Source organism: Cellulomonas timonensis (assembly GCF_900046455.1).
GTDB classification, from domain to species: Bacteria; Actinomycetota; Actinomycetes; order Actinomycetales; family Cellulomonadaceae; genus Cellulomonas_A; species Cellulomonas_A timonensis.
In genome coordinates this window covers 215,695-239,552 of sequence record NZ_FCOT01000013.1, presented here as the reverse complement: position 1 = coordinate 239,552, position 23,858 = coordinate 215,695, and the positions used below count along the sequence as shown (strand labels likewise).

Genomic DNA, 23,858 nt, shown 5'->3' with positions numbered 1-23,858 from the left:
GACGTGCGCCCAGGCTGAGGTCAGCCCCAGCGCCCGAGCCGCTGCGCCAGCAGCGCCAGCGCGACCGGGCCGGCCGTGGAGGTGCGCAGCACATGCGGGCCGAGCCGCACGGCACTGGCGCCCGCCGCGAGCAGTGCCTCGAGCTCGCGGGCGGAGATCCCGCCCTCGGGGCCGACCACCACCAGCACCTCGGGCGCGGGGCCATCCGGCGCCGCGGGCTGCGGCAGCCGCACGTCGGCGATCGGCGCGCTGGCCTCCTCGTGCAGCACCAGGGCGACTCCCCCGGCGGCCACGACCTCGTCGACGCGCGCGGCCAGGCCGCGCCCGTCGACCGCCAGGCCGACGTCAGGGACCCGGGCCCGGCGTGACTGCTTCGCGGCGGCGCGCACCGTGCCGAGCCACCGGGCGCGGCTCTTGGCGGCGCGGTCGCCGCGCCACACCACCACGGAGCGCTCGGCCTGCCACGGCAGCACCGCGTCGACGCCCACCTCGGTCGCGGCCTCGATCGCCATCTCGTCGCGGTCGCCCTTGGCGAGCGCCTGCACCAGCACCAGCCGCACGTCGGAGGCGGGCTCGCGCACCACGTCGAGCACGTCCAGGCGCACGCCCTCGCCGCCCACGGCGGCGACGGAGCACTCGAGGCGCACCCCGGCGCAGTCGACCACGTCGACCCGCTCCCCGGCGGACCGCCGCTGGACCACGCCCGCATGGCGCGCCTCGGCGCCCTCCAGCACGTACACGCCCCCGGGGGCGACGTCGTCGAGCGCGCCTGGCGAGGCCAGGAAGACCGGTGCGCTCACCTCAGCGCCCCGCGAGCTTCTCGCGGAGCTTGGCGAAGACGCCCGAGTGCGCGGAGGCGAGCCGGGTGTCCGGACGCTCCTCGTTGCGGGCCGTCGCGAGCTGGCGCAGCAGGTCCGCCTGCTCGTCGTCGAGGTCGGTGGGCACCTTGACGTCGACGTGCACGTGCAGGTCACCGCGCCCGCCCACGTGCAGCCGCCCGACGCCCAGGCCCTTGAGCGTGACCACCTGTGCCGGCTGGGTGCCGGGGCGCAGATCCACCTCGCGCGGGCCGTCCAGGGTGTCGAGCGTGAGCATCGTGCCGAGCGCCGCGGCGGTCATCGGCACCTGCAGCGTGCAATGCAGGTCGTCGCCGCGCCGCACGAACGTGTCGTGCTTGCGCTCCCGGATCTCCAGGTACACGTCGCCCGCGGGGCCGCCGGCGGGGCCGACCTCGCCCTGGCCGGTGAGCTTGATCCGGGTGCCCGTGTCCACGCCTGCGGGGATGTCGACCTCGAGCGTCCGGCGCGAGCGCACCCGGCCCTCGCCCGAGCACTCCGGGCAGGGCTCGGGGATGACGGTGCCGAAGCCGTGGCACGCGGCGCAGGGCTGGGACGTCATGACCTGGCCGAGGAACGAGCGCGCGACGCGCTGCACGCTGCCGCGCCCGCCGCAGACGTCACAGGTGCGCGGCGACGTGCCCGGGCGGCAGCAGCTGCCCGAGCAGGTGGGGCACAGCACGGCCGTGTCCACCTGCACGTCGCGGTGCGAGCCGAATGTGGCCTCCGCGAGGTCGATCTCGAGGCGCACCAGCGCGTCCTGGCCGCGGCGCGCGCGCGGGATCGGGCCCCGCTGCGCGCTCTGCCCGGCCGCGGCGCCGAAGAACGTCTCGAAGATGTCCTGGAAGCCGAAGCCGCCGCCCATGCCGCCGCCGGGCGACGACGGGTCGGAGCCCAGGTCGTACATCCGGCGCTTCTCGGGGTTCGACAGCACCTCGTAGGCGCGCGAGACCTCCTTGAACCTGTCCTCACCGGCGCCCTCGCCCGCGACGTCCGGGTGGTGCTCGCGCGCGAGCCGCCGGTAGGCCTTCTTGATCTGCTCGGGGCTCGCGTCACGCGGCACACCGAGGATCTCGTAGTAGTCGCTCACTGATCGCTTTCTGTGGGAGGCGGGAGGATGTCTGTCGGCCAGGCGTCAGCCGGCCAGGATGCGTGAGAGATAGCGCGCGACCGCGCGCACCGACGCCATCGTCCCCGGGTAGTCCATGCGCAGCGGCCCGATCGAGCCGATCCGCGCCACCGAGGCCCCGTCGGCGCCGTAGCCCGTGGTGACGAAGCTGGTCTCGACCAGGCCCTCGTGCTGGGTCTCACGGCCGATCCGCACCGAGACCGCCTCGGCGTCCTCGGCCATCTCCCCCAACAGCCGCAGCAGCACCACTTGTTCCTCGAGCGCCTCGAGGACGGGGCCGATCGTGTGCGCGAAGTCCGCGCCCCCGGCACGCGCGAGGTTCGCGGCGCCGGACAGCACGATGCGCTCCTCGCTCTCCTCGGCGAGGGTGTCCTCGACGACGCTGACGACGGCCCGCACGAGCTTCTCGTCACCGGGCGCGAACGCGTCCGGGAGCTGGGACAGCACGTCGTCGAGTTCCGCGAGCCGGTGGCCGGCGGCGGCGATGTTCAGCCGGATCCGGAGCCGGGCGACCACAGCCTCGTCGGCGGGGGCCTCGAGCTCGAGGGTGCGCTGCTCGACGCGCCCGTTGTCCGTGATGATGACGACGAGCAGGTGGCGCTCCCCCACCGGCACCAGCTCGAGGTGCCGCAGCGACGACCGGCGCAGCGACGGGTACTGCACCACCGCGACCTGCTGGGTGAGCTGCGCGAGCAGCCGCACGGCACGGTCCACGACGTCGTCGAGGTCGACGGCCTCGTCGAGGAAGCCCTGGATCGCGCGCTTCTCCGGGCTGGAGAGCGGCTTGACGGTGGACAGGCGGTCGACGAAGAGGCGGTAGCCCTTGTCGGTGGGCACCCGCCCGGCCGACGTGTGCGGCTGGGCGATGTACCCGCCCTCCTCCAGCACGGCCATGTCGTTGCGGATGGTCGCGGGCGAGACGCCGAGCGCATGCCGGTCCGCGAGCGCACGGGAGCCGACAGGCTCACGCGTGGCGACGTAGTCCTCGACGATCGCGCGCAGCACGTCGAGCCGACGGTCCTCGTTCATCTCACCTCCGGGCGCCTCGCGGGTGGCAGGGGTAGCACTCCTGGGGCACGAGTGCCAATTCTACGCGGTCGCCGGAGCCGGTGGACCGCCCCTCTCCGAGGCGCCCGCAGAGCGTGTGCGCAGGTCCAGCACCGCGACCACCAGCGCAGCCGCCACCAGCGCAGACGTGACCATCAGCGCGCGCCCCACAGCGAGGCCGCCCGATCCGCCCGCGGCGAGCGTGGCGTAGAACACGGCGACGTTCACCGCCACACCGAGCGCGGAGCCGACGCGCTGGCCGAGCTGCAGCATGCTCGCCGCCACGCCCGCCGAGCCCACCGGGGCCCGTTCGAGCGTGAGGGTCTGGTTCGGGGCGATCACCAGGCCGCTGCCGGCGCCCGTGACGAGCTGCGTGGCGGCCACCACCCAACCGACAGTCGACGCGTCGAGTGTGCGGAACGCCAGGTCGGTCCCGGCCAGGCCCAGGAGCACCAGGACTAGGCCCACCACCACGAGGCGCCGCCCGTGCCGCACCACCAGCCGCCCGGACAGCGCCGCCGAGACGGCGGAGGCGATGGCGAACGGCATGCCGACGAGCCCCGCCTGCAGTGCGGTGTACCCCAGGATGCTCTGCAGGTAGAGCGTGATCACCAGGAAGATGGCGGTGAAGCCCGCGAAGTAGGCGAAGCCCAGCAGCGCGCCGTTGCGGAACGAGGGCTGGCCCAGCACCGCGGGGTCGAGCACCGCGGCGCCGGTGAGCCGCTGGTAGCGGCGCTCCCAGACGACGGCGGCCGTCCCCACCACCGCGGCCACGGCCCACCACCACCAGCGCGCGGGGTCGTCGCCCAGGCCGGTGGTGGTCACCAGGGGCAGCATCAGCGCGACAGTGGTCAGCCCGATCAGCGCCAGCCCGACGGGGTCGGACCGCGGGGCGCCGTGCGGCCGTGTGCGCGGCAGCCACCGCAAGGCCAGCGGCAGCACCACGGCCATGACGGGCACATTGACGATGAACACCCACCGCCACCCCGTCTCGCTCCCGGCGACCTGGATGATCACCCCGCCGAGCAGCGGGCCGATCGCCGTGGAGATCCCGATCGTCGCCCCGAACGCCCCGAACGCGCGGGCCCGTTCTGGGCCTCGGAACAGCTCCTGGATCAGCCCGGTGATCTGCGGGTTCAGCACCCCCGCGCTGAGCCCCTGCAGCAGCCGCATGACGGCGAGCGCGCCACCCGTCGGCGCCAGCCCCGCGCCCAGGCTCGTCAGCGCGAAGCCGCCCAGCCCCGCGATCATCAACCGGCGCCTGCCGCGCGCGTCGCCCCACCGGCCCGCCGGGACCAGGGCCAGCCCGAAGGCGAGGGTGTAGCCGGCCACGACGAGCTGCAACTGGCTCGAGCTCGCGCCGAGCGCCGCGTCAATGGACGGCAGCGCCACGTTGACGATCGAGACGTCGAGCATCGTCATGAAGCCGATAGCCAGGCACACCTGCAGGGCGCGCCATCGGCGGGGGTCCGGCACGAACTCGCCGGCGGCAGGGGGCGTCACTCGCCCAGTGCACCACAACGGGTCGCACGGCACAGCGCCCCGCAGCGCCCGTAGGCTCAGCGCGTGACTCACGACCGCTATGGCCAGGACGTCCTCGCGAGCACCCAGCGCTCGGCCCACCACCGCGCTCCGCGCGCCTCGACGCCGCAGGCCGCCGAGCTCGGCCTGGTCGTCGAGGAGGTCACCACCGGATGGGTGGGCGCCGTGGTCCGGGTCGAGAAGTCCGGCGGCCAGCACGTCGTCGTGCTCGAGGACCGCAAGGGCCGCACCCGCACATTCCCGCTCGGCCCGGGGTTCTGGGTCGATGGCGCGCCCGTCGAGCTGACCGCGCCCGTCACAGCACGCGCCGCCACGCGCCCGACCCGCACGGCCTCTGGCTCCGTGGCGGTGCACGGCGCCCAGGCCCGGGTGGCCCGCGGCAGCCGCCTGTGGGTCGAGGGCAAGCACGACGCCGAGCTCGTCGAGAAGGTGTGGGGCGACGACCTCCGCCTCGAGGGCGTCGTGGTCGAGCTGCTCGACGGGGTGGACAACCTCGCCGACGCCCTCGCCGACTTCGCGCCCGAGCCGGGGCGCCGGGTGGGCGTGCTGGTCGACCACCTGGTGCCCGGCTCCAAGGAGCGGCGGATCGCCGACGCCGCGCTGCGCACTGTCCCCGCCGGCACCGTGCTGGTGCTGGGCCACCCGTACATCGACGTGTGGCAGGCGGTGCGCCCCGAGCGGATCGGGCTCCGCGCGTGGCCGGTCATCGAGCGCGGCACCGAGTGGAAGCTCGGCATCCTGCGCGAGCTGGGCTGGCCCGCGGAGGAGCAGGCCGACGTCGCCCGGGGATGGCAGCGCATCCTTCGGTCGGTGCGGTCCTACGCCGACCTCGAGCCGTCCCTGCTGGGCTGCGTCGAGGAGCTCATCGACTTCGTGACGGCGCCCTGACCTCCTGGGCCGCGCGACCTGGTCAGCCCGCGACCGGCTCGCCGAGCAGCCGCCGGTACAGGTAGGTCTGCGCGAGGACCACCAGCGGGATCGCCACGACCAGGCCCACTCCGCACAGCAGGGCCCCGATCAGCAGGGTCAGCAGCGCCGCGAGGGTGAACAGCACCATCGTCGAGGCGTTCTTGGTGATGAGCCGCGCGCTCGAGCGCAGGCCGTCGATGGCGTTCTGCCGCACGTCGATGACGAAGAACAGCGTGAACTGCAGGAAGAACCACACGATGACGGCGCCGATGCCGCACACCAACGACCCGAGGGACGTCAGCACGCTCACCAGCAGCGCCGCGAGCAGCACGTCGCCGAGGCTCGGGAACGAGAACATCGTGCGCAGCTCGAGCCGCTCCCCGTAGCTGATCGCCAGCGCCCCGCGCACGATCGCCGCCTGCAGCACATACGTCACGAACAGCACGATGAGCGTCAGCAGCAGGCTGCTGAGGTACGCGCCCACTCCGCCCACCACGCCGATCCCGCGGTAGTCCCTCCAATCGACCCCGACGTCGCCGATAGAGATCGCCACGTTCCACAGGATCGAGATCAGCAGGCCCAGGGCCAGGTAGGCGATCACCGTGACGAGGATGGGGCCGAGGTTCGCGCCGAACGAGCGCCAGCCCCACACGTACGCGTCGCCCACCGTCGGCGGTGGGGGGCCGCCGTAGCCCGGTTGGCTGCCCGCGCGGGCGGTGGGTCCCCGGCTCGTCGGCGGGGGTCTCGTCCGGGGTGCTCGGGGTGTTCTCGCTCAACGTCGGCCTCCGGGTGGTCTCGCCGGATCGTGGCAACGGGCCCGGGAAGCGATCCGTCCGGGTTCCTCAACGTACGCCGAGTCCTGAGGTCGTGCCCGGTCGGGTCGTGCCCGGCCGCGTGAGGCGCCCACACCGTGACGAACCGCCCGCGTCGGCGCGGCCCTCTCGGTAGAGTCCTCGCGCCGGGTGCGCACGGCCCCCGATCCCCCCGACGCCGGACCGCCCGGCCACCGCAGGAGCAACCATGACGAGCGACTATCCCCCACCGCCGCAGGCCACCCCCCGAGGCGTCTCGGAGAGCGAGGCGCGCACCTGGTCGGCCCTCGCCCACCTGGGCGGCATCTTCGCCTACCTGTTCATCGGGTGGCTCCCGGCGCTGGTCATCTGGCTGGTGTACCGGGACCGCAGCAACCACATCGCCGTCGAGGCGAAGGTCGCGCTGAACTTCCAGCTCACCCTGCTCATCGGCCTCGTGGTGTGCTGGGTCGTCGGCCAGATGCCCCTCATCGGGCTGGCGGGCTTCCTCGGCCAGATCGCGCTGGGCATCCTCAGCCTGGTGTTCTCGATCCTGGCGTTCGTGGCGGTGCAGCGTGGCGACCGCTACCACTACCCCTTCTCCCTGACACTGGTCCGATGAGCGCCCCCCAGCCGATCCCTTATACACATCCGACGCCGCCCACGAGCCTAGCCGCGACCGACCCCGGAGTGCCCATCTTCTTACAAGTCATGGCCTCAGCCCACACTACGGCCCCATCCCCCTGCGCCCCGACGAGGAGCGGACCTGGGCGATCCTCGCCCACCTGGGCGGCATCGTCCTCGGGTTCATCGCCCCGCTCGTGGTCTGGCTCGTCTTCAAGGGCCGCGGCCCCTACCTGGAGAACCAGGCCAAGGAGGCGCTGAACTTCCAGATCACCCTGGCCATCGCGTACGCGGTATCGATCGTGATCGCGATGGTGACCCTCGGCTTCGGCAGCCCGCTGGTCGCGGGCGTCAGCATCACCGGCTTCGTCTTCATGATCCTCGCGGCCGTCGCCGCCAACCGGTACCAGTGGTACCGCTACCCGGTGAACATCCGCCTGGTCTCCTGAGCCTGTGGGCCCCCGCCGATCGGTGGGGGCCCACAGCGCTTCCTGTCCCGGAGGACCCGCGCCGTCGCCACATCGATGGCGATTGCACTGGACGGCCACTACCGCGTCGGGCAGCGTAGGCGGCATTCGTCGTCGACCCTGAGCCGGCAGGCGACGTGGCGCCGTGCATCGACGCACGGTCCGATGAGCGCGGGGCGCATCAAGGGGGCAACGAGATGAGACCACTTCGATACTCGATCAACGTCACGCTCGACGGCTGCTGCCATCACGAGGCAGGGCTCCCCCCGGACGAGGAGTCCATGCGGTACTGGACCGCTGAGATGGAGCGAGCCGACGCCCTGCTCTTCGGCCGGGTGACCTACGAGATGATGGAGTCGGCGTGGCGGAAGCCGGCCTCGGGCACGTGGCCCGACTGGATGGATGAGTGGCAGATCCCCTTCGCTGAGGCCATCGACCGGGCGGAGAAGCACGTCGTCTCCAGCACGCTGGACGGCGTCGACTGGAATGCCGAGCTGGTGCGAGGCGACGTGGGGTCGGCGGTTCAACGGCTCAAGGAGGAGCCAGGCGAGGGTCTGTGGGTGGGAGGCGTGACGCTCCCCCTGGCGCTGGCAGACCTGGGACTGATCGACGAGTACGAGTTCCTGGTGCAGCCGGTCCTCACCGGGCACGGGCCGACGTTGCTCGCCGGTCTGCGCGAGCGCATCCAGCTCGAGCTCGTGGACCGCCAGGAGTTCGCGTCGGGGGCGGTCGCCGTGCGATACCGGCCCACGCGCGTGGACGAGGAGGCGCGCCCTAGTCCGTGAGCGCCCGGACCACCGCGTCGGCCAGCAGCCGGCCGCGCCGGGTCAGCAGCGCCCGCCGGGGGCCGCGTGCGCCCACCGCCGCCGCGCCGTCGAGCAGCCCGTCAGCCACCAGGCCGGCCACAGCCGACCGGGCGGACGCGCTCAAGTCCTCCAGGGGCAGCCCCTCCGCGAGGCGCACGCCCAGCATGACCCGCTCGAGCTGAGCCGACTCGCCCGCGACGACCTCACGGCCCGCCGCCGGGCTGAGCCCTGCCTCGAGCCGCGTCGCGTACGCGCGCGGGTGCTTGACGTTCCACCACCGCACGCCGCCCACATGGCTGTGCGCTCCGGGGCCGATGCCCCACCAGTCGTCGCCGCGCCAGTAGGCCAGGTTGTGATGGCAGCGGTCGGCGTCGGTGCGCGCCCAGTTGCTCACCTCGTACCAGCGCAGCCCAGCGGCGGTGAGCAGGTCGTCGGCCACCTCGTACTTCGCCGCCTGGTCGTCCTCCGAGGGCAGGTCCAGGAGCCCGCGCCGCACCTGCACGGCCATCTTCGTGCCGGCCTCCACCACGAGGGCGTACGCCGAGACGTGGTCGACCCCCGTCGCCAGGGCGGCCTCCACGCTGGCCCGCCAGTCGTCGAGGGACTCGCCGGGAGTGCCGTAGATGAGGTCGAGGGACACCTTGAGCCCCGCCTCGCGCGCCCAGCGGACCACGTCCGGGATCCGCGCCGGGTCATGCGTGCGCTCCAGCGTCGCGAGCACATGGGGCACCGCCGACTGCATCCCGAAGGACACGCGGGTGAAGCCCGCCGCCGCGAGCGCGGCCAGCGACTCGGGGGTCACCGAGTCGGGGTTCGCCTCGGTGGTCACCTCGGCGCCCGGCGCCAGCCCCCACGTGGAGCGCACTCCGTCGAGCATGCGGGCCAGGTCGCCGGGAGGGAGCACCGTCGGGGTGCCGCCGCCGACGAACACCGTGGACACCGGACGCCCGGGCAGCCCGGCCAGTACGCGGCCGCCCAGCTCGATCTCGCGCAGCGCCGTCTCGGCGTAGGACGCCTGGCTCGCGCCGCCGCCGAGCTCCGTGGCGGTGTACGTGTTGAAGTCGCAGTACCCGCAGCGCACCGTGCAGAACGGCACGTGCAGGTACACCCCGAACGCCCGGTCCTGCGCGCCCACGGCCGCTGAGGCCGGCAGGGCGCCGTCGTCCGGCGGGGTGTCGCCGTCAGGAAGAGCAGGTGGCACGGGCGATCACTTCTTGTCCTTGGTCTCCGTCTGCTGCGAGGTGAGCGCGGCGATGAACGCCTCCTGGGGGACGTCCACGCGACCAATGGTCTTCATGCGCTTCTTGCCCTCCTTCTGCTTCTCGAGGAGCTTGCGCTTACGGGAGATGTCGCCGCCGTAGCACTTGGCCAGCACGTCCTTGCGGATCGCGCGGATCGTCTCGCGCGCGATCACCCGCGCGCCGACGGCGGCCTGGATCGGCACCTCGAACTGCTGGCGCGGGATCAGGTCCTTGAGCTTGCCCGTCATCATGACGCCGTACGCGTAGGCCTTGTCCTTGTGGACGATGGCGCTGAACGCGTCGACCTGCTCGCCCTGCAGCAGGATGTCGACCTTGACCAGGTCGGCAGCCTGGTCGCCGGTGACGTCGTAGTCGAGGGAGGCGTAGCCGCGGGTCTTCGACTTGAGCTGGTCGAAGAAGTCGAACACGATCTCAGCGAGCGGGAGCTGGTAGCGCATCTCCACGCGGTCCGCCGAGAGGTAGTCCATGCCGAGCAGGTCGCCGCGGCGCTGCTGGCACAGCTCCATGATCGCGCCGATGTAGTCGGCAGGGGCCAGGATCGTGGCGCGGACCACGGGCTCGCGGACCTCCATGATCTTGCCGCCGGGGAACTCGCTGGGGTTGGTCACCGTGACGACCGACCGGTCCTCGAGCGTCACGTCGTAGATGACGTTGGGGGCCGTGGAGATGAGGTCCAGGTTGAACTCGCGCTCGAGCCGCTCCCGGACGATCTCCAGGTGCAGCAGGCCCAGGTAGCCGACGCGGAAGCCGAAGCCGAGCGCCACTGACGTCTCGGGCTCGTACACGAGCGCCGCGTCGTTGAGCTTGAGCTTGTCGAGCGCGTCGCGCAGCACCGGGTAGTCGGAGCCGTCGATCGGGTACAGGCCGGAGAAGACCATCGGCTTCGGGTCGGAGTAGCCGCCCAGCGCGTCCGAGGCCGGCTTGGCCTGGTTGGTGACCGTGTCGCCGACCTTGGACTGGCGCACGTCCTTCACGCCGGTGATGAGGTAGCCGACCTCGCCGACGCCGAGCCCCTGGGTGGGCACCGGCTCCGGGGACGTCACACCGATCTCGAGGAGCTCATGGGCGGCGCGGGTCGACATCATCACGATGCGCTCACGCGGGCTGAGGCTCCCGTCGACGACGCGCACATACGTCACGACACCGCGGTAGGTGTCATAGACGGAGTCGAAGATCATCGCGCGGGGCGGGCACGCGCTGCACGATGCGGTCGAGCAGCTCGGTGACGCCGGCGCCCGTCTTGCCCGAGACCCTCATGACGTCGTCGGGCTCGCAGCCCACCAGGCCGGCGATCTCCTCGGCGTACTTCTCCGGCTGGGCCGCCGGCAGGTCGATCTTGTTGAGCACCGGGATGATCTGGAGGTCGTTCTCCATCGCCAGGTACAGGTTCGCGAGGGTCTGCGCCTCGATGCCCTGCGCCGCGTCGACCAGCAGCACCGCGCCCTCGCAGGCCGCCAGCGACCGCGAGACCTCATAGGTGAAGTCCACGTGCCCCGGGGTGTCGATCATGTTGAGGGCGTAGGGCGTCAGCGTGCCCGACTCGTCCTCGAGGGCCCACGGCATGCGCACGGCCTGCGACTTGATCGTGATGCCGCGCTCGCGCTCGATGTCCATCCGGTCGAGGTACTGCGCGCGCATGGCCCGGGAGTCGACCACTCCGGTGAGCTGCAGCATGCGGTCGGCCAGCGTCGACTTGCCGTGGTCGATGTGCGCGATGATGCAGAAGTTGCGCAGCAGCTCGGGCGGGGTCGCGGCCGGCTGGATGCGCTTCATGCTCGTGGCGCTCGGGATCGGGGACAAGACGTGTGCGCTCCGGGTTCGTGAGGACGGGGACGACTGCCCCCCATCGTCCCATGCGCGCGCCGATCCCCGATCCGGCGCCCGGCCGAGCCGAGAACCGAACCGGTTCGACGAATATCCCCGGGTGCTTCATGTCCGGCGCCGAACAGCCGATACGAACAGGGTGACCGATCAGGACCAGCATCCTGAGGCCCGAGCCGCCTCCCCCGCCTCACGGCTGACCCTGTCGGCAGAGCTGGCCGACGCGCTGCGCCGGGGCGTGCTGCTGGTGGCCCCAGATGGCGCCGTGCTGGGCGCCACCGCCGCCGCGCGCGGCCTGCTGGGAGACGCCCCCGCCGAGCTCGCCGCCGTGGTCCTCGGCGAGGCCGGCGCCGAGGCCTGGTCGCCGGAGGGCCGCCCGGTCCCCGCTGACGAGCTGCCCGCCACCGTCGCCCTGAGCACCGGCGAGCCCGCCAGCGCCGTGGTCGGGATCCCCCAAGGGGACGACGAGCCCACCTGGCTGCGGGTCACGACCGCCCCGGTCGACATGCCCGCCGAGCACCGTGCGCTCCTGGTGACGATCGACTCCGCGGCCACCGAGGTGGCCCAGGCCCGCGCGCTGGCCGCCCAAGCCGACATGGTCCGGCTCGCCTTCGACGACGCCGCGATCGGCATGGCGCTCATCGACCTCGACGGGCGACTGGTCCGCGCGAACGCCGCCCTGGCCCGTTCGCTGGTCATGACCCCCGCCGAGCTGCTCACGCGCACGCTCGACGAGCTCGCCCACCCTGACGAGCGCGCATCCGGCTGCGCGGAGATCTCCCGGCTGCTGGACGAGACGGCGGGCGCACCGAGCTCGGTCACCATGGGCCGCAGGTTCATCACCGGCGCCGGGACGCTCCTGCACACCCGGCTCACGGTCACCGTCGTGCGCGACGGGGCAGGCGAGCCGCTGCACCTCTGGTACCAGCTCGAGGACATCACCGAGATGCGCCGCGCACAGGACCTGCTCGAGTGGCGCGCGCTCTACGACCACCTGACCGGCCTGGCCAACCGCCGCCTGCTGCTCGACCGGCTCGCGCACGCGCTGCAGCAGCACCGCCACGCGCCCGGCCATGTGGCCGTCGTGTTCGCCGACCTCGACGACTTCAAGCGGGTCAACGACTCCCTGGGGCACGACGCGGGCGATCTGCTGCTCCGGGTCGTGGCCGATCGGCTGCGCTCCGCCATCCGCCCCGGCGACACGGTGGCCCGGGTGGGCGGCGACGAGTTCGTCATCGTCTTCGAGCAGGTCACGTCAGCCGAGCACGCGGGCGAGCTGCTCGACGCAGTGCTCACGGTGGTCCACGCGCCGGTGCATGTCGGCGGGCATGACGTGCTCCCGCGACTCAGCGCCGGGCTGACGGTGAACGACGGCAGCCGTGACGCCGAGCGGGTGCTGCGGGACGCCGACACCGCGCTCTACGTGGCCAAGCAGTCCGGCCGCTCCCGCTGGGAGGTCTACCAGGACGAGTACCGCCGCGAGGCGCTGCACCGGATCTCCGTCGAGGCCGAGTTGCGCGGCGCCGTGCAGCGCGGCGACTTCGTGCTGCACTACCAGCCCATCGTCGAGCTCTCGAGCGGCGAGGTCATCGCACACGAGGCACTGGTGCGCTGGCAGCACCGCGAGCGCGGCCTGCTGCTCCCGGGCGAGTTCATCCAGGTGTGCGAGGACACCGACCTGATCGTGGGCCTGGGCGCGTGGGTGATCCGGGAGGCCGTGGCGTTCCTCGCCCGCCACCCCGATCTGCCGGGCCGCGTGTACGTGAACGTCTCGCCGCGGCAGATCGGCCGCAGCGACGAGGGCCTCGGCGCCAGGGGCCTCGCCCGGACGGTCGCCGACGCCCTCGCCGAGGCCGGCGTCTCCGGCGACCGGCTGGGCATCGAGATCACCGAGAGCGGCGTGCTGCAGGCCACCGACCTGGCGCGGGCCGACCTGGACCGCCTCACCGAGCTGGGCGTGGTGCTCGTCCTCGACGACTTCGGCACCGGGTACTCGGCGCTGTCGTCGGTGCTGCAGGCCCCGATCCGCGGGCTCAAACTGGACCGCTCGTTCACCATCCGGCTGGGCGACGGCGGCGCCTGCGACCGGATCAGCACGGCGATCGCCGCCCTGGTCGACTCGTTGTCGAGCCACGGCGTCGTCGAGGGCATTGAGACCGAGGAGCAGAGGCGCCTGGCGCTCGCCCACGGGTGGACGCACGGGCAGGGCTGGCTGTTCGGGCACCCGGAGCCCGAGCACGCGCTCGGGCTCGCGGAGCCGGGCCACTCCCCGCTCGCGGGGGCGACCCGGCGGGCGCTCAGGACTCGCGCGTGATCCGCACCCGCACGTCGAGGTCCTGGGTGCTGGCCCCCGCGTAGATCCCGCGCAGGGGCGGCACGTCGTCATAGGAGCGGCCCCGCGCGAGCACCACGTGGTGCTGCCCGGCGGGCGTGCGGTTGGTCGGGTCGTAGGGGTGCCAGTCGCCCGCCCACCACTCGATCCAGGCATGCGACTCCCCCAGCAGGGTCTCGCCGATGGCGCCGTCGCCGCGTGGGTGCAGGTAGCCCGACACGTACCGGGCGGGCAGCCCGACGCTGCGCAGCGCGCCGGCGGCCAAGTGCGCCATGTCCTGGCAGACGCCGCTGCGCGCCGCCCAGGCCTCGCTGGCCGGGGTGTGGGCCGACGTCGTGCCGGGGATGTACTCGACCTCGGAGCGCAGGACGTCGCAGATCGCCACGGCGGCCTCCTGCGGGTCGCGGCCGTGGCGCGCGCGGGCCGCCAGCTCGGCGACGTCCCGCGGCGCCTGCGTCGTCGTCGTGTCCGACAGGAACTCGGCGAGCCTGTCGCGCAGCTCGGGGGCGCCCAGGGTGTCCCATGAGCACGGCGGGCGCGGCGCGGGCCGGTCCGACACCTCGATCCGGTGCTCGGCGGTGATCTGCAAGGACTCATGCGGCGCGAGCACCTCGAACGCCGTCACCGCCGTCCCCCAATAGTCGCGGTACTCGTGGGACCAGGTCATCGGAGCCACGTCGAGCCGCGACTCGAGCACCGCCTGCCCCGGCTGCGACAGCGGCGTCATCCGCGCCTCGTTGTAGGAGGCCGTGACCGGCGACGCGTAACGGAACTCCGTCGTGTGCACCACGTGCAGCCGGCTCACAGCGCCTCACCCACCCAGGTCGTCAGGTGGCCGGTCGGGAAGTACCGGCCACGGATCGCGTCGGAGGCCGCCGAGCACGCGCGCTGCACCCGTTCCATCTCCATCGGCAGCCCGTCGAGGACCTCGAGCAGCGGGCGGTACTCCAAGCTCGTGCGGGCCAGCCCCAGATGCCGGCGCGCGTCCTCCAGCGACGATCGGTCCGCCACCGGCTCGAGCGCCGCCAGGCACGCCTCCGCCTGGCCCAGCGCGTGCACCACCGAGCGGGGGAACAGCCGGTCGAGCAGCAGGAACCCCGCCGCGCGCTCGTCGGACGCGATGCCCCGGTACGTCCGCAGGTAGGCCTCATGGGCGCCGCAGGAGCGCAGCAGCGTGGTCCACCCCGGGCCCGACGCGCCGGCCAGCGCCCGCGTCGTGAGCAGCCGCGCCGTCATGTCGGCGCGCTCGAGCGAGCGGCCCAGCACCATGAACTGCCACGTGTCGTCCCGGGACGTCACCGAGTCGACGAGCCCGGCGACGATCGCCGCGCGCTCGCGCACCCACGTGAAGTAGTCGTGCGGCCGGCCGGGCCGCACCTGCGCGGGCAACTGGTTCCAGGTGGTGTTGAGGCACTCCCACAGCTCGGTGGACACCGTCTCGCGGGCCCGCCGGGCGTTCTCCCGGGCGGCGGTGAGCGCGCCGGCGATCGAGGCGGGCGCGCGGCGGTCGTAGGCGAGCACGTCCAGCACCAGCTCGCGCCCCACCCGGACGCCGGGCGGGAAGTCGGTGCGGTCCATCACCGACAGCAGCGAGCGGCACGCGAGGTCCTCCTCGGACCACGGGTCCTCGAGGAGGTTCTGCAGGTGCACGTCGAGCAGCCGCGCGGTGTCGTCCGCGCGCTCCACATAGCGGCCGATCCAGAACAGCGACTCGGCGATGCGGCTCAGCACGGGGCCTCCAGCGTCTCGGGCCGCTCGGCGAGCGCCTGCTGCTGCTGGCTCGCCTGCGCGTGCAGGTCGTCGGTGGGGTTGGCGTCGATCGGCACTGGCGACGCCGCCTGGGCCTGCGGCGTGGCGGGCGCCGGATGCTCGCGCGGCCCACCACGGCGGGCTGCGGCGTCGCCGAGCACCCACGTGTCCTTCGACCCCCCGCCCTGGGAGCTGTTCACCACGAGCTGTCCCTCGGGCAGCGCGACCCGGGTCAGGCCGCCCGGCAGCACCCACACCTGCTCGCCGTCGTTCACCGCGAACGGGCGCAGGTCCACATGCCGCGGGCGCAGGCTGTCGCCGATCAGCGTGGGCACGGTGGAGAGCTGCACCACCGGCTGCGCGATCCACCCGCGCGGATCGGCCACCAGGCGCCCCCGCAGCGCGTCGAGCTCGCGCCGGCTCGCCTGCGGGCCCACCACGAGGCCTTTGCCCCCGGACCCGTCCACTGGCTTCACGACCAGCTCGTCGAGCCGGTCGAGCACCTCCTCCAGGGCCCCCGGGTCCTCCAGCCGCCACGTGTCCACGTTCGCGAGCAGCGGCTCCTCGCCCAGGTAGTAGCGGATGAGGTCGGGCAGGTAGGTGTAGACGAGCTTGTCGTCGGCGACGCCGTTGCCAACGGCGTTCGCGATGGTCACGGACCCGGCGCGCGCACACGTCATGAGGCCCGGGCTGCCGAGCAGCGAGTCGGAGCGGAACGCGACCGGGTCGAGGAAGTCGTCGTCCACCCGCCGGTAGACCACGTCGACGCGCCGCCGCCCGTGGGTGGTGCGCATCCACACCCGGCCGCCCGCGCAGAACAGGTCGCGGCCCTCGACCAGCTCCACGCCCATGGTCCGCGCGAGCAGCGAGTGCTCGAAGTACGCGCTGTTGTGCACGCCCGGGGTGAGCACCACCACCGTCGGGTCGTCCACGCCGGCGGGCGCCGCGGCGGTCAGCGCCGCGAGCAGCCGGCGGGGGTAGTCCTGCACGGGCCGGATGCGCAGCGTCGCGAACAGCTCGGGGAACGTGCGCGCCATCGCGCGGCGGTTGGACAGCACGTAGCTGACGCCGCTGGGCACCCGCACGTTGTCCTCGAGCACCCGGAACGTGCCCGCCTCGTCGCGGATCAGGTCGATCCCCGAGACGTGCACGCGCACACCGTTGGGGGGCTGGATGCCGCGGGCCGCCCGATGGAAGTGCGTGGACGAGACGATCAGGCCACGGGGCACCACACCGTCGGCGACGGCCTTCTGGGGGCCGTAGACGTCCGCGAGGAAGGCCTCGAGCGCGCGCACCCGCTGGGCCACGCCGGGGGCGACCTGGTCCCACTCCTGGCTGGTCAGCACGCGCGGCGCCACGTCGAGCGGGAAGGGTCGCTCCTCGCCGGCGAGGTCGAACGTGACCCCCTCCGCGAGGTACGAGCGCGCGAGGGCGTCGGCCCGCGCGCGCAGGTCGTCGGCCGAGAGCTGCGCGAGCGCCGAGTGCACGTTGCCGTAGGCGGGCCGCACTTCCCCGCCGCGATCGAGCATCTCGTCCCACGCGAGGCCGACCGGGTAGTCGTCGAAGAGGTCCGCCATGACCGGAACGTACCCCTGCTGTGTGACGCGCGTGTGACATCGCGCTCGTCCTCTGACCTGGGTCCCGGCGACGCCTCTAGGGTGAGCGGGTGACGAACGGCAGATGGCGGCGCGCGCTCCGGTCGGTGCTGCGGCGTACCGCGGCCCTCCGCGCGTCAACGCCGCCGCGCACCGCGCCGTCGCGGCGCACGGCGCCCGGGGACTTCAGCGGCACGGTCCGCGCCGAGTACACGCCCCGGCTCGACGGCGAGGCTGATCCGGGCGAGGTCGTCTGGACGTGGGTCCCCTACGAGGACGACCCGTCACGCGGCAAGGACCGGCCCGTGCTCGTCGTGGGCCGGGACGGCACGTGGCTGCTGGCCTTGATGCTCTCGAGCAAGGACCACGACCTCGACGCGGCGGACGAGGCCCGGCATGGGCGGCGCTGGGCGGACATCGGGGCCGGCGGCTGGGACCCGCGCGGCCGGCCCAGCGAGGTCCGGCTCGACCGGGTGCTGCGCGTCGACCCGGCGGCAGTGCGACGCGAGGGCGCGGTGCTCGACCGCGCGGTCTTCGACCGGGTCGTGCGCGCCTTGTGACGTGCAGTTCAACTGCTACGATGGGAACTCGCGTGTCCGCCCAGGTCGGCGGGCACTCGTCCAGCGCCTCCCCGCGGGTATCCCCACGCCCAAGTCCCGGTGCTGGACAAGCCCTCTACGACCTCATCGATCGCTCAGGCGAACACACAAGAAAGTCCACACGTGGCGAACATCAAGTCTCAGATCAAGCGCATCGGCACCAACGAGAAGGCGCGCCTGCGCAACAAGGCGGTCAAGTCGGAGCTCAAGACGCACGTGCGTCGTGTCCGCGAGGCCGTCGCCGGTGGCGACAAGGAGGCCGCATCGGCCGCCCTCGTGACCGCGTCGCGCAAGCTCGACAAGGCTGTCTCGAAGGGTGTCATCCACTCGAACCAGGCCGCCAACAAGAAGTCCGCGCTGGCGAAGGCGGTCTCGTCGATCTGACGAGGCCCACCTAGGACCAACGAAGGCGTCACCCCCCCTGCGGGGTGACGCCTTCGCCATGTCCGACGGTCGGCGGGATCACACCCCCGCGTTCCACACCTCCCGGAGGACAGCTGGCACGGCGGGCCGGATACCCGCCTCGCGGAGAGCGCGATCGAAGGCATGTGCTGCCCCCGCGACGTCCCCGTTCCCGATGAAGCGGTCGCCGAGCTCACGCCAGGCGGCGGCCGACTTCCGGTTCGCGGACATCATGCCGAGCATGTCCGCGGCCCATCGGTACGCCCGCGTCGCCCCCGCGACGTCCTCCCGGGCGTAGAGCGCATCCCCCAGTGCGAGCTGGGCGACCGCAGTCTCCAGACGCGGCTGCTCGCCCAGCCGCGCGATCGCGTCCCGTGCGCAGGCCTCGGCGAGCACGGGGTCATGCAGCACGAGGTGGGCGCGCGAACGCTCCACGTCCACCCGCGAGAGCTCGATCTCGGACCCGCTGGCGAGCAGCTCCGGGATCGCGCGGTCGAGCTGGCGCAGCGCCTCATGGGGCTCCGCGGGGTCGCTGCGCAGCAGCAGCCAGGCGTAGTTGAGCCGCAGGCGCGGCAGGTCGCGGCCGCTCTCCCCCTCGCCGAGCAGGGCGAGCGCCCGCTCCGTGTAGCGCTGCGCGAGCTCGTAGTCCCGGCGGTGCTCGGCGACGACGGCGGCGTTCCAGTAGACGCTGCCGCGGCCTCGCGCACTGCCGACCTCCTCCGCCTGCCGGATCAGCTCGGCGGCCCGGTGCGTCGCGTACAGCAGGTCGCCGCGCTCGACGTAGGCCCACAGCACCGTGGAGGCCAGCCGGAGGTACTCGTCGGTGCCGGCCAGCGCCGCACCGTCGAGGTCGCGCAGCGTGCGCTCGCCGATCTCGACGGCCCGGTGCAGGTCACCGGCCTCCAGGTAGGACGCGACCAGGCCGGTGGCCACGATCGCGGCGTCCATGTGGTGCCCGCGGCCCCGGGCGTCCGTGAGCAGTGGCTCGAGGATCGCCACGGACTCCTCGAGGTTGCCGAGGGCCTCATGCGCTCGAGCGAGCGTCAGGAGCCCGTCGACGCGCAGCGCCTGGGTGACCGACTCGAAGTCCAGGCGGCCCAGGCGTGCGCGGGCGGCCGAGGACTCGCCCGAGGTCAGCTCGAGCTTGGCGTAGTCGACCTCGAGTTTGGTCCGCGCCTCGTTGGGCCCGTCGTCGCCGTGCTTGAGGTACTCCACCGTGGACCCGAGCCGGCCCGCGAGCACCGCAAGCGCGGCGTCCGTGGGTTCCCGGCGCCCCGCTTCGATCAGCGAGATGTAGCTCGGTGAGAACGCGTCCCCGGCAAGCGCGGTCTGCGACAGCCCGGCGGCGAGGCGTGCCTGGCGCACGCGGTCAGCGATCGTGGTCATAAGGAGTCACTTTACCTGTGACGGCTGCGAAAGTCCGTCGCCATTCGGGGGATTGTTACTGGACTGGAACACAGAACGGGCGCCGACACGCGGTCGACGCCCGTTCTGGAGCACAGCTCAGCGAGTCGGCTCGCTCACTTGATGATGCGGCAACATCCCGTGGCCCCCGAGAGGACGGTGACCTCGCCGGCGTGGGCGGCTGCCGAGGCGCCGAGCGTGAGGACGGAGGCGACGGCGAGGACGGAAAGGGCCTTCAGGGTGCGGGTCACGGGTGATCTCCTGTCACAGTGGACTGACTTACTGTCAAACATATAGTGACCGGAGTCGCCACTCGAAAGCCAGCCACCTCGCGCGTCCGGGGTGAACTGCACCCCGAATGGGTGAGTCCCGCACGCCGATCACATGTCCTGGCTGGGGGGACGCGGAAGGGCCGGGAGGCGATGTCACGCGGAAGGGCGAGTGTCACAGCGGCTTGTATGTGCTGTCATAGATGTCATGACCCCTGACGAGCAAGCATCCGCCGCCTTGGCCGCAGCGGTGGACGCGGCAGTCCCGGAGCGGCTCCGCGACGAGTGGGCGCGCCACGTGGCCCGTGAGCAGGTCCTCGTGGGCAGGCAGGGGATCTTCACCCCGCGGCTGCGGCCTTTCGGCTACGAGTTCTCATTCCGGAACCCAGGAGCCCCCCACACCTCGTCGCCCAGCTGGAGCGCGCTGCAGCACGAGCGCGCCACGGCCCACGTGCTCCGCGCCACCTTCGGGCGCAGCGACCTCGAGCAGGCCGCGCACGGACGATGGCTGTTCGTGCGCATGCCGCGCAGCTACCTGGTGGGCGAGCTGCCCATCCCCGCGCGCCCCGACCGGCTCGTGATCGAGATCGCCGACAACGTCGACGTGGACCCCACCGTCATCGCCGGGGTCCGGCGCCTGCGCGAGCGCGGCTACCGCATCGCGATCCCCGGGTTCATCAGTCGGCCGGACCAGCGGCTGCTGCTGCCCCACGCGGACTTCGTGAAGATCGACGTCCGCGACCTCGACGTCGAGGGGCTGCCGGTGGTCGAGCTGGCGCGCTCCTACGGCGCCCTGCTGATCGCGGAGTTCGTCGAGCAGCGCTGGATGCTCAGTCACAGCCGCGACCTCGGCTTCGACCTCTTCCAGGGCAACCTGCTCGAGCGCGCCACCGTGCTCGACCGCTCGGCCACGCGGCTCGCACGGCAGCCTGGTTGAGCCATCCGGGTGAAGTCGGGGCGCTCCGCGTCATCACCGCGCATGACAGGGCTCTCAGCCCACGTGACCAACCCGGCCCTGACTTCCGCGGCCCGATGCGACACGGCCCGGCCGGCTTCCCCCGCCACCCCACGCCGCCACGCGTGGCGCACCCTTCTCGGACGGCAGCCGATCGTCACCGCCGCCGCTGACACCGTCGGCTTCGAGTTCCTGTACCGGTCCCCCACCCGGCGGCCCGTCCGGGTCGACACCTGGAGCGCGGAGCACCAGGACCGCGCCAGCGGCAAAGTCCTCGCACAGGTCTTCGGCACAGGCGCCCACCACGTGGCGGGCGACCACCTCGCCTTCGTGAACATCACCCGCGCGTACCTCGTGGGCGACCTCCCGCTGCCGCCGCACCCCGCCCGCCTGGTGCTCGAGGTCGTCGAGTCGGTCCCCCTCGACCCCGCCGTGGTGGCGGGCGTGCGACGACTGCGCGGTCAGGGGTACCGGATCGCGCTCGACGACTTCACCGGGAGCCCTGCGCAGATCGCGCTGCTCCCGTTCGCGGACTACGTCAAGGTCGACTACCGCGACCTGGAGACGCGGGGTGACGCGCTGGTGGATCTCGCGGGCAGCTCCGGGGCGAAGTTGATCGCCGAGCGAGTCGAGGACGAGGCCTGTCGCCTCCGCTGCGCCGCTGTGGGGTTCGACCTCTTCCAGGGCCACCTGTTCGCCGCCGCGTCGGTGCTCGACCTCACGGACTGCGTCCCGTCACCGCGAGCCGGCTGAGGCGATCCGCAGCACCGCGCGCTCGACCGCGAACTCCCGGTCCCGCCCGCCGCCCTTCACCTCGGTGTCGGCCTGCGCCACGGCGGTGATCGCCTCCGCCAGGCCCTCCGGGGTCCAGCGCTGCAAGTCCTTGAGCGCCCGGTCCACCTGCCACGGAGCGAGGCTGAGGTCACGGACCGAGACTCCCCCCCGACCGCGCGTCGCCGCCACCTTCGCCAACGTGCGCAGCTTCATCGCCAGCGCCGCGACGATCGGCACCGGGTCCACGCCCGTGGCGAGGGCATGCCGCAGCAGCGCCACCGCCTGGCCGGCGTCCCCCTCGATCGCGGCGTCCGCCACCCGGAAGCCGGTGGCCTCGATCCGGCCTCCGTAGTACCTCTCGACAACCTCCGTGCCGATCACACCAGACGTGTCCGCCACGAGTTGGGCGCACGCCGCCCCGAGCTCGCGCAGGTCGTTCCCCACCGCGTCGACCAACGCGCGCACGGCCCGCGCGTCCGCCCGCCGCGAGGCGCGCCGCAACTCGGCCGTGACGAAGGCCACCTTCTCCGAGTCCTTCTTCAGCGGCTCGCATGCGACGACGGGCACGCCCTGCGCGCGGACCGCGTCCAGCAGCTTCTTGCCGCGCTGCCCGCCGCCGTGCTGGAGCACCAGGACGACATCCGGCGCCGGGGCGGCGAGGTACGCGAGCGCGTCGGCCAGGAGCTCGTCGGTCGCGCGCTCCACTGCCTCCACGACGACCACCCGGTCCTCGCCGAAGAGGGACGGGCTCGTCACGACTCCGAGCGTCCCCCCGCTGTACAGGGCGCCGTCGAGCGTCGTGACCTCGACACCCGCGTCACGCTCCTTGGCCAGGGCGACGATCCGGTCGACCGCCCGCTCGGCGAGCAGGCCCTCAGCCCCGGAGACGAGCACCACGGGCGCGAGCGGCGCCTCGTCCCAGGAGATCCCGGCAGGGGCGGCGCGTGAGGCGCCGCGCGAGGTCCGACTCGTGGGGCGTGGTGTGGGAGGCACTCCCCCAGCCTGCCACGGACGACCCACCCTCCAGGCCGCTGGGCTCGCGGAGGCTGTCGCGGGCGCCGGCAGGCTCGGGGCCGGGCTCACGTGGCGCGAGCAGCAGCTTGAACGCCGCGAGGGTGGCCACGCCGAGCAGGGCCGCACCAGCGACGCCCCCGACCCACGGCACCCTGGCCCCCGGCAGGGCTGCGGCGACACGCGCCACGGCGCCGACCCACCAGCACCCGGCGCCGGCGACCTGAGCGAGCACCAGGGCGCCCTGCGGCCAGGCGGGCGCCAGCAGCGCGGCCATCAGGCCCACCACTGTGGCGGGCGCCACCGCAGGGGCCACGACGAGGTTCGCCACCACGGCGTAGGCGGAGACCGACGGGGTGAGCAGCAGCACCACCGGCGCGCACACGCTCTGGGCGGCGAAGGGCACGGCCAGCGCATGCGCGACCGTCGTGCGCCCCGTCCGCGACCACGCCGCGGCCAGCGGTCCGGCGAGCAGCACCAGCGCCGCTGTGGCCAGCACCGACAGCGCGAAGCCCACCTCGCGGGCGAGCCACGGGTCGGCGATCAGCAGCAGGGTGACTGCGGCGCCGAGTGCGGGCAGCGCCCGGGACGGCCGTCCAACCAGGAGGCCGCCCAGCCCGATGGCCCCCATCGCGGCGGCCCGCAGCACGCTCGGGCTGGGCTCCACCAGGACGACGAAGCCGGCCAGCAGCACCGCCGTCGCCGCTGCCCGCACCGGCCGCGCCAGCCCGAGGAGCGTGGCGCAGGTCAGCGCGGCGGCCCCGACCAGCGCGAAGTGGGCTCCGGACACGGCCGTGAGATGGGTCAGGCCCGAGGTCCGCATGGCATCGGCCAGGTCGTCGGGCAGCCGGGAGGTGTCGCCCACCGCCATGCCGGGGAGCAGAGCGCCCGCGTCACCGGGCAGGCGGGCCGCCAGCGCCCCGAGGCCCGCGCGAATCTGGCCGGTTCCGCGCCACAGCCCCGGAGGGTCGGCCATGCCCATCGGCGCCGCGGGCACGATGATGACGGCGACCTCGCGCGCGGCGGGCTCGGCGGGCAGCAGACGGCCGGCGGCCCGGACAGTGGCGCCCGCGCGGAGCCCGGCCCACGCCGGGCCGCCCAGCACCACCACCTGCGCCGCGACGTCGCTCCGCACCCCGCGGACCTCGACCTCTGCCAGCTGCAGCACGATGCGGACGCGCGGCTCGCCGCCCGGCCACGCGCTCGGCAGCGCGACCGGCGCGGTGCGCAGCGTGCCCTCGACCCGGATGACGGGCCGGTCGACCGCATGGGCCGCGAGCCCGCCGGCGGAGCGCGCGTGCAGCTGGGCCGCTGTCGCCCCGCACACCGCCGCGACGACGACCCCGACCAGCACGACGTGGCCGATCACATCCGCGCCGAGCCTCCGAGGCAACCCCAGGACGACGAGGACGACGGCGAGGACCGTGCACGCCACCACCACGGCGGCCAGCGCGGCAACCCGAGGCGGGAGAGCGACCACGAGGGCGGCGGCGCCCCACGCCCCGGCGGCCGCTGGCACGAGTCTCAGGTCCAC

The 23,858-nt window shown here is 73.3% G+C and carries 22 protein-coding genes and 1 pseudogene; 9 read left to right on the top strand and 14 right to left on the bottom strand.

The genetic code is table 11. The features are described 5' to 3' along the window. Window positions 1–20 precede the first annotated feature (20 nt). Genes BN3788_RS14610 through BN3788_RS14595 form a run of 4 tightly spaced genes read right to left on the bottom strand, consistent with a single transcriptional unit; the run spans window position 21 to window position 4,515 of the window. Window positions 21–800, bottom strand: coding sequence for a 16S rRNA (uracil(1498)-N(3))-methyltransferase (locus BN3788_RS14610; RefSeq protein WP_066587722.1), 780 nt, complete (start codon window positions 798–800; stop codon window positions 21–23). 1 nt (window position 801) lies between these two features. Continuing rightward, on the bottom strand, window positions 802–1,926 hold the full coding sequence (dnaJ, locus tag BN3788_RS14605) for a molecular chaperone DnaJ (RefSeq protein WP_066587721.1): 1,125 nt from the start codon (window positions 1,924–1,926) through the stop codon (window positions 802–804). Window positions 1,927–1,971: 45 nt separating this feature from the next. Next, window positions 1,972–2,994 carry a heat-inducible transcriptional repressor HrcA gene (hrcA, locus tag BN3788_RS14600; protein WP_066587718.1) on the bottom strand — a complete coding sequence of 341 codons (1,023 nt, stop codon included), beginning with the start codon at window positions 2,992–2,994 and terminating at the stop codon, window positions 1,972–1,974. 60 nt (window positions 2,995–3,054) lie between these two features. Then, window positions 3,055–4,515: an MFS transporter gene (locus BN3788_RS14595; protein ID WP_066587716.1), complete on the bottom strand. Its 1,461-nt coding sequence runs from the start codon at window positions 4,513–4,515 to the stop codon at window positions 3,055–3,057. 63 nt (window positions 4,516–4,578) lie between these two features. Here BN3788_RS14595 and BN3788_RS14590 point away from each other — a divergent pair, with 63 nt between their 5' ends. Then, window positions 4,579–5,442, top strand: a complete 864-nt coding sequence (locus BN3788_RS14590; protein ID WP_066587710.1) for a DUF3097 domain-containing protein — start codon at window positions 4,579–4,581, stop codon at window positions 5,440–5,442. 22 nt (window positions 5,443–5,464) lie between these two features. Here BN3788_RS14590 and BN3788_RS14585 read toward each other — a convergent pair whose 3' ends face one another. Further along, window positions 5,465–6,130 (bottom strand): hypothetical protein, encoded by a 666-nt coding sequence (locus BN3788_RS14585; protein WP_066587709.1) that lies wholly within the window; start codon window positions 6,128–6,130, stop codon window positions 5,465–5,467. A gap of 353 nt (window positions 6,131–6,483) precedes the next feature. Here BN3788_RS14585 and BN3788_RS14580 point away from each other — a divergent pair, with 353 nt between their 5' ends. The 3 genes from BN3788_RS14580 to BN3788_RS14570 all read left to right on the top strand — a co-directional run bounded on the left by BN3788_RS14580 (window position 6,484) and on the right by BN3788_RS14570 (window position 8,130). Further along, window positions 6,484–6,876 carry a DUF4870 domain-containing protein gene (locus BN3788_RS14580; protein ID WP_066587708.1) on the top strand — a complete coding sequence of 131 codons (393 nt, stop codon included), beginning with the start codon at window positions 6,484–6,486 and terminating at the stop codon, window positions 6,874–6,876. A 115-nt stretch (window positions 6,877–6,991) separates the two neighbouring features. After that, window positions 6,992–7,327: a DUF4870 domain-containing protein gene (locus BN3788_RS14575; RefSeq protein ID WP_066587707.1), complete on the top strand. Its 336-nt coding sequence runs from the start codon at window positions 6,992–6,994 to the stop codon at window positions 7,325–7,327. A 215-nt stretch (window positions 7,328–7,542) separates the two neighbouring features. Then, entirely contained in the window at window positions 7,543–8,130 is a 588-nt protein-coding gene (locus BN3788_RS14570) for a dihydrofolate reductase family protein (protein ID WP_066587705.1), read from the top strand. Here BN3788_RS14570 and hemW read toward each other — a convergent pair. Next, the gene (hemW, locus tag BN3788_RS14565; protein ID WP_066587702.1) at window positions 8,120–9,352 is read right to left on the bottom strand and encodes a radical SAM family heme chaperone HemW; all 1,233 of its coding nucleotides are present in this window, start codon (window positions 9,350–9,352) and stop codon (window positions 8,120–8,122) included. The genes BN3788_RS14570 and hemW overlap by 11 nt on opposite strands. A 6-nt stretch (window positions 9,353–9,358) precedes the next feature. Further along, window positions 9,359–11,186 (bottom strand): annotated as a pseudogene (gene lepA, locus BN3788_RS14560) (translation elongation factor 4). A gap of 190 nt (window positions 11,187–11,376) precedes the next feature. Here lepA and BN3788_RS14555 point away from each other — a divergent pair. Then, on the top strand, window positions 11,377–13,548 hold the full coding sequence (locus tag BN3788_RS14555) for a putative bifunctional diguanylate cyclase/phosphodiesterase (protein ID WP_066587699.1): 2,172 nt from the start codon (window positions 11,377–11,379) through the stop codon (window positions 13,546–13,548). Here the strand turns inward: BN3788_RS14555 and BN3788_RS14550 are convergent. Genes BN3788_RS14550 through BN3788_RS14540 form a run of 3 tightly spaced genes read right to left on the bottom strand, consistent with a single transcriptional unit; the run spans window position 13,532 to window position 16,892 of the window. Further along, window positions 13,532–14,371, bottom strand: coding sequence for a transglutaminase family protein (locus BN3788_RS14550; protein ID WP_066587697.1), 840 nt, complete (start codon window positions 14,369–14,371; stop codon window positions 13,532–13,534). The genes BN3788_RS14555 and BN3788_RS14550 overlap by 17 nt on opposite strands. Next, window positions 14,368–15,297, bottom strand: coding sequence for an alpha-E domain-containing protein (locus BN3788_RS14545; RefSeq protein ID WP_066587695.1), 930 nt, complete (start codon window positions 15,295–15,297; stop codon window positions 14,368–14,370). Before BN3788_RS14545 ends, BN3788_RS14550 begins: the two co-directional genes overlap by 4 nt. Beyond that, the gene (locus BN3788_RS14540; protein ID WP_066587693.1) at window positions 15,291–16,892 is read right to left on the bottom strand and encodes a circularly permuted type 2 ATP-grasp protein; all 1,602 of its coding nucleotides are present in this window, start codon (window positions 16,890–16,892) and stop codon (window positions 15,291–15,293) included. Before BN3788_RS14540 ends, BN3788_RS14545 begins: the two co-directional genes overlap by 7 nt. A gap of 89 nt (window positions 16,893–16,981) precedes the next feature. Between BN3788_RS14540 and BN3788_RS14535 the strand changes: the two genes are divergently transcribed. Next, window positions 16,982–17,470: a type II toxin-antitoxin system PemK/MazF family toxin gene (locus BN3788_RS14535; protein WP_066587692.1), complete on the top strand. Its 489-nt coding sequence runs from the start codon at window positions 16,982–16,984 to the stop codon at window positions 17,468–17,470. A gap of 162 nt (window positions 17,471–17,632) precedes the next feature. Further along, window positions 17,633–17,893, top strand: a complete 261-nt coding sequence (gene rpsT, locus BN3788_RS14530) for a 30S ribosomal protein S20 (RefSeq protein WP_066587689.1) — start codon at window positions 17,633–17,635, stop codon at window positions 17,891–17,893. Window positions 17,894–17,971: 78 nt separating this feature from the next. On the opposite strand, the gene BN3788_RS14525 is transcribed toward rpsT, so the two are convergent. Together BN3788_RS14525 and BN3788_RS20005 are read right to left on the bottom strand one after the other, a co-directional pair. Beyond that, a complete protein-coding gene (locus BN3788_RS14525; RefSeq protein ID WP_066587685.1) occupies window positions 17,972–19,297 on the bottom strand; it encodes a helix-turn-helix domain-containing protein in 1,326 nt (441 codons plus the stop codon). 134 nt (window positions 19,298–19,431) lie between these two features. Beyond that, the gene (locus BN3788_RS20005) at window positions 19,432–19,566 is read right to left on the bottom strand and encodes a hypothetical protein (RefSeq protein WP_261797945.1); all 135 of its coding nucleotides are present in this window, start codon (window positions 19,564–19,566) and stop codon (window positions 19,432–19,434) included. A 226-nt stretch (window positions 19,567–19,792) separates the two neighbouring features. Between BN3788_RS20005 and BN3788_RS14520 the strand changes: the two genes are divergently transcribed. Beyond that, window positions 19,793–20,521, top strand: a complete 729-nt coding sequence (locus tag BN3788_RS14520) for an EAL domain-containing protein (RefSeq protein ID WP_066587684.1) — start codon at window positions 19,793–19,795, stop codon at window positions 20,519–20,521. 42 nt (window positions 20,522–20,563) lie between these two features. After that, window positions 20,564–21,292 carry an EAL and HDOD domain-containing protein gene (locus BN3788_RS14515; RefSeq protein WP_082812953.1) on the top strand — a complete coding sequence of 243 codons (729 nt, stop codon included), beginning with the start codon at window positions 20,564–20,566 and terminating at the stop codon, window positions 21,290–21,292. Here the strand turns inward: BN3788_RS14515 and holA are convergent. Together holA and BN3788_RS14505 are read right to left on the bottom strand one after the other, a co-directional pair. Then, complete coding sequence (gene holA / locus BN3788_RS14510) at window positions 21,275–22,210, bottom strand: DNA polymerase III subunit delta (RefSeq protein ID WP_234346668.1); 936 nt, start codon at window positions 22,208–22,210, stop codon at window positions 21,275–21,277. The two genes, BN3788_RS14515 and holA, sit on opposite strands and share 18 nt — an antisense overlap. Next, entirely contained in the window at window positions 22,188–23,858 is a 1,671-nt protein-coding gene (locus BN3788_RS14505; protein WP_147525136.1) for a ComEC/Rec2 family competence protein, read from the bottom strand. Before BN3788_RS14505 ends, holA begins: the two co-directional genes overlap by 23 nt.

Coding starts and splice junctions, on each gene's coding strand:
- hrcA (WP_066587718.1), bottom strand. CDS start 2,994: ATGAACGAGGACCGTCGGCTCGACGTGCTGCGCGCGATCGTCGAGGAC.
- BN3788_RS14540 (WP_066587693.1), bottom strand. CDS start 16,892: ATGGCGGACCTCTTCGACGACTACCCGGTCGGCCTCGCGTGGGACGAG.
- BN3788_RS14525 (WP_066587685.1), bottom strand. CDS start 19,297: ATGACCACGATCGCTGACCGCGTGCGCCAGGCACGCCTCGCCGCCGGG.
- BN3788_RS14570 (WP_066587705.1), top strand. CDS start 7,543: ATGAGACCACTTCGATACTCGATCAACGTCACGCTCGACGGCTGCTGC.
- BN3788_RS14580 (WP_066587708.1), top strand. CDS start 6,484: ATGACGAGCGACTATCCCCCACCGCCGCAGGCCACCCCCCGAGGCGTC.
- BN3788_RS14515 (WP_082812953.1), top strand. CDS start 20,564: ATGACAGGGCTCTCAGCCCACGTGACCAACCCGGCCCTGACTTCCGCG.
- BN3788_RS14520 (WP_066587684.1), top strand. CDS start 19,793: ATGACCCCTGACGAGCAAGCATCCGCCGCCTTGGCCGCAGCGGTGGAC.